Below are 4,565 nucleotides of genomic sequence, written 5' to 3'. Positions count from 1 at the left end.
AATTTTGGAGAGCCGCTCTTTAAAGCTGTTTGCGCCGCATTTGGCTGATCCACGTTTATGGCAATTTAATCGTCATAGCTTGAACAAGGCAGTTTATATTGGGGTGCTTAGTGCATTTTTTCCGTTACCAGGACAGATGTTACTGGCGTTGATTGGTGCGCTTATTTTTCGTGCTAATGTACCCATGGCCCTTGGTTTGACGTGGATTACTAATCCTCTTACTACGCTACCTATTTTTTATGCTGGTTATTACGTTGGCGCCCACATTATGGGCGAGCCAATGATTAGTTTACGAATAATTGGAAGGATGATTGCTGACTTTAGTTTATGGGTACTTGCAAATGGTGCCAATCCGTTCATTACTTATCGTGGTACAGTGTCATTGACTGCGTTTTGTTTAGGACTGACGTTGTTAGCCGTGGTGACTAGTCTTATTTGTGGTTTAACCTTTAAGGCGATCTGGCGCTATAAAACAGTGACAAGCTGGCAAAAGCGTCAAAAAGAGTCTTCAGATAAACACCCAAAGACGTAGTAAAAGGTATCTATGTTAAGTGTTTTGTTTAAAAACACTACTCTTCTTGGTCTTTATTTATAGCGTCAACGACTTGATCGGTAAAATTATCATTCATTACTAAGATATCTATCACTTCCTTATCTTTGAGTAACGTATAACGTTTTCCCGTAGCGCTGTCTTGAGCTTTTAGATCATAGTCAGCACCAGCAAGCGTAATGGCATCAAAAGCGGGTGTCAGTAACTCTATTTGTGTCTGTCTATCGATCGTCTCAAAAAGCGTTGGGTCAATATAGTCCTTTAACGGATCGTTGCCTTCTTCAGCGCTACCAAAAGCAGAAACTGGATCATCGTTCTTATTATCATTCATAATATTTATCCTTATAAACGTTGCACAGACTTTAAATCATATGAATATGGTTTGCCATTGATATACTCTCGATAACTTAATACTCAGCCCAATGACCATTGCGTAGTAGCAACTGCCGATCAGCCAGCGCAGCCAAATTGCGGTCATGAGTCACCATGAGTAATGCTGTTTGCATGGTGCTTTGCAGCTCTGATAGCAGTCCAAACACAGATTGGGCATTGTCGTAATCCAAGTTACCAGTCGGTTCATCCGCTAATATGAGTGATGGCTTAGTCACCAAAGCACGAGCAATAGCCACGCGCTGACGCTCACCACCTGACAACTCTCCTGGTCTATGGTCCAAACGATGGCCTAAACCCACGTTTTCTAACAGCTCAACGGCTTGCAGACGCGCTTCTGTTGTGGACACTTTGGGTCGCATTAATAAAGGCATAGCGACATTTTCTACCGCGGTGAACTCTGCCAATAGATGATGAAACTGATAGATAAAGCCCAAATATTGATTGCGCATGGCGCCGCGCTGGGTTTCATTCATATGATTTAAGCACTTACCATGCAGCCATACTTCACCATTAGTAGGTGTATCTAGACCGCCTAACAAATGCAGCAAAGTACTCTTACCTGACCCACTTGTGCCAACAATGGCAATGCGCTCGCCTGCATTGACAGACAAATCTAATCCTGTCAGTACTTGCGTATGCACTGCACCTTCATCGTATATCTTACTAATGTTGCTTGCCTCTAAAATGGCCGCCATACCGCTTCCTTCATTCATATTTGTCAATCAAAAGCTGACACTTAAAATTTATAATTATATTTCTTATATGTTTATCGTAACGTCATCAACATGACTACTCATAACGCAACGTTTGCGCAGGTTGGATCTTGGCTGCGCGGCGTGCAGGATAGATGGTTGCCAAAAAGCTTAGAACAAATGATGCACCAGTGATCAGTACGACATCGACCAAGCGTAGCTGCGATGGTAAGTAATTAATAAAATAAGCATCGAACAGGTTTAAGCCAAAGCTTTGATTGATCCAACCTAAAATATCGCTAATACTTAAGGCAAAAATGACCCCAAGCACAGTACCAGCTACTGTACCAATGACCCCGATTACCACACCTTGCACCATAAATACTTGAGTAATCAAACGCGGAGAAGCGCCAAAAGTCTTTAAGATAGCGATGTCTGCTTTTTTGTCAGTGACGAGCATGACTAAGCTTGAGACGATATTAAAGGCTGCGACAAGGATAATTAAGAACAATAATAAGCCTACCATCGCTTTTTCCATCTGAATCGCGCCGAATAGATTGCCATGAGTCTGTGTCCAGTCATTGGGGTACAGTTGTTCTGGCGCAATTGCCGCCGCTTTTTGCGCTGCCATCGGTGCATTGAATAAATCACCAAGCTTCATACGAATACCTTGCGCGCCCTCAGGAAGACGCAGCAATTTAGCAGCATCATTCATCGGAATGAATGCCATCAAGCTATCCACTTCTGGACTAATACTAAAAATACCTGTCAAAGTAAAACGCTTAAAGCGCGGTATGACACCAGCTGGCGATGGTGATGCTTCTGGTAGCACCAACGTGACCTTGTCGCCAATATTCAAACCAAGAGACTGTACCATCTCCTCGCCCAACACAATACTAAAGTCGCCACCTTTTAGAGTATCAATGCTGCCTTCAGTCATATGCTTATTAATGATTGAGACATTTTTTTCGTACTCAGGATCAATACCTGTGACCATAATACCGGCAACTTGACCATTAGAAGTCAACATACCTTGCAGTTGAATAAATGGTGCGACTGCTGAAACCTCCGGATCTTCTTGAATACGTTCAGCAAGCTGTTTCCAATCGCCAATGACCTCAGGTGACGTCACAGTCGCTTGTGGAACCATTCCCAAAATACGGGTCTTTAGTTCGCGATCGAAGCCGTTCATCACTGATAGCACGGTAATCAATACCGCTACTCCAAGAGTTAGACCTATCATTGAAATGAGCGATATAAAAGAGATAAAGCGATTACTACGCTCTGCTCGGGTGTACCGTAAACCGATAAATAATGCTAAAGGACGAAACATATTCAAACTCTTTATCTTATCTAGGTGAGCAACTGTCATATAAGCACACTAACGTAAGCCAATAAGCTTTCCGCGCTTAACAAGCAACTGAGCCAGTACTGGTCATGCTTATATGAATATAACGCAGACATATAAACATGGTTTTAGACGTCCCAATCGTGGCTACCAAAAAAGTGGATAGTTTGACACAATTTTTCTAATATGTGCCAGTCATTCGTAAAAACTGCAGGTCTTTTTTCATAAAATACAGCGCTTCGTTATTATTTTTTTATGAGGGGCTTGCTATTAGTTGCGTCTATACCTATATATTGTATGCTAAGGACAATTGTCATTAACCCATCATTGTTGTTTGTTGACCCATTGCTGCTGCGCAAACATAGCACAATATTGAGAATGTATATAATATATTGCTTAGGTATTGGCTTACTGCGTTAGTAACAAATAAAAGCTCATCGTGCTATTTGGTGTCCAAACTTCATGGCAGACTTAAGTTTGAGTATCTTCATGACTATTAATTATCAATATAAAAACGTACAATCACCCACCAAAATTACTTTAACAGACGAGCAAACGGCAGGACACGCTGATCATTGGCGTATTTTGACTGATGATATGAGTCGTGATGTGCCTGAATGGTTACAGCAGATGATTGAACATGCGACCATGCCTAAAGGTCTCAACAATAATGCAAGTGCTCAAGATTCTTGTTTGCTACTGTCTGAGGATCAGCCTTGCCATATCAATCAGGTACTTGCAATGAAAGATGGCAAACCTGAATGCTTTATTAACGCCTATCCTTGCGTCAATGGTCCTTATGGTCTGACTTGTACGATTGAGCGTATGATTGTCAGTGACAGCTCGCATGATGCAGTACTACGCCTGCGTAGTGTTGATGGCAGTATTATTTATGCTTTTGATCAGCTCTACACAGCCAACCGTCATCTCTATCAACAAAACACACCATATTTTGTGAATTTTAGTGCTTGGGCTCACGAGATCTCGATCAGCGATCAAGACGAAGTTATTATGGTCGAGGATCAAGAAGCGATCCGTTACCATCGCGCTTTTAATGATATCGTTGCGGCCAATGATGGACAAGTACCAGAAGATATTCAAGAACAAATTAAAGAGTGGCAACCAGAGACTAAAGAACAAATGGCGCCAGTAGAGATCAACTTGGGTCATATGTGCGCTTATCTATTTGGCGATACGCTTGGTCAAGAAGATGAGGCTTGGTGCCAAGGGCAAGTTATTGGCAAACAAGAAACGACATTCAATGACAAGCCTATCATTTTGTTTGATGTGGTCATCTTGCGTGAACAAGATGCAGATCCATTTGTTGTGCGTATTGGTGCGCTAAGTACGCCAACCACGCAAGCCATCAAGGTAAATAACTATATTCAAGCAAATATCTGGCTACAAGCAGCGATTTATAAAGAAAATCAAGATTCTAAAAACACAAAAGTACAAATACAAACTCAAGCCAGCTGATATGTCCATAATCATCTAAATAATCAATCATCTAAGCAATCTTACTGTCTAAAAACGGTACATGAATCAAATAAAAAGCCCCTAATTTAACTAGGGGCAGAGTTAC

5 protein-coding genes are annotated in these 4,565 nt (G+C 41.6%); 2 read left to right on the top strand and 3 right to left on the bottom strand.

Annotation, left to right across the window (positions count from 1 at the left end; all coding sequences use genetic code 11):
* A partial coding sequence (locus tag PENNN9_RS04220) for a DUF2062 domain-containing protein (protein WP_058368487.1) occupies positions 1–532 on the top strand: 532 nt, incomplete at its 5' end.
* Between the two features lie 37 nt (positions 533–569).
* Here the strand turns inward: PENNN9_RS04220 and PENNN9_RS04215 are convergent.
* The 3 genes from PENNN9_RS04215 to PENNN9_RS04205 form a co-directional block, all read right to left on the bottom strand.
* A complete protein-coding gene (locus PENNN9_RS04215) occupies positions 570–881 on the bottom strand; it encodes a hypothetical protein (RefSeq protein ID WP_058368485.1) in 312 nt (103 codons plus the stop codon).
* Positions 882–957: 76 nt separating this feature from the next.
* Complete coding sequence (lolD, locus tag PENNN9_RS04210) at positions 958–1,638, bottom strand: lipoprotein-releasing ABC transporter ATP-binding protein LolD (RefSeq protein ID WP_058368484.1); 681 nt, start codon at positions 1,636–1,638, stop codon at positions 958–960.
* A 94-nt stretch (positions 1,639–1,732) separates the two neighbouring features.
* Complete coding sequence (locus tag PENNN9_RS04205) at positions 1,733–2,968, bottom strand: lipoprotein-releasing ABC transporter permease subunit (RefSeq protein ID WP_058368483.1); 1,236 nt, start codon at positions 2,966–2,968, stop codon at positions 1,733–1,735.
* Positions 2,969–3,472: 504 nt separating this feature from the next.
* On the opposite strand from PENNN9_RS04205, the gene PENNN9_RS04200 reads away from it, so the two are divergent.
* Positions 3,473–4,459 (top strand): hypothetical protein, encoded by a 987-nt coding sequence (locus PENNN9_RS04200; protein WP_058368486.1) that lies wholly within the window; start codon positions 3,473–3,475, stop codon positions 4,457–4,459.
* The last annotated feature ends 106 nt before the right edge of the window (positions 4,460–4,565 follow it).

The sequence above is a fragment of the Psychrobacter sp. ENNN9_III genome, assembly GCF_001462175.1.
Taxonomy (GTDB): Bacteria; Pseudomonadota; Gammaproteobacteria; order Pseudomonadales; family Moraxellaceae; genus Psychrobacter.
This window is presented reverse-complemented; position numbering and strand designations above follow the sequence as displayed.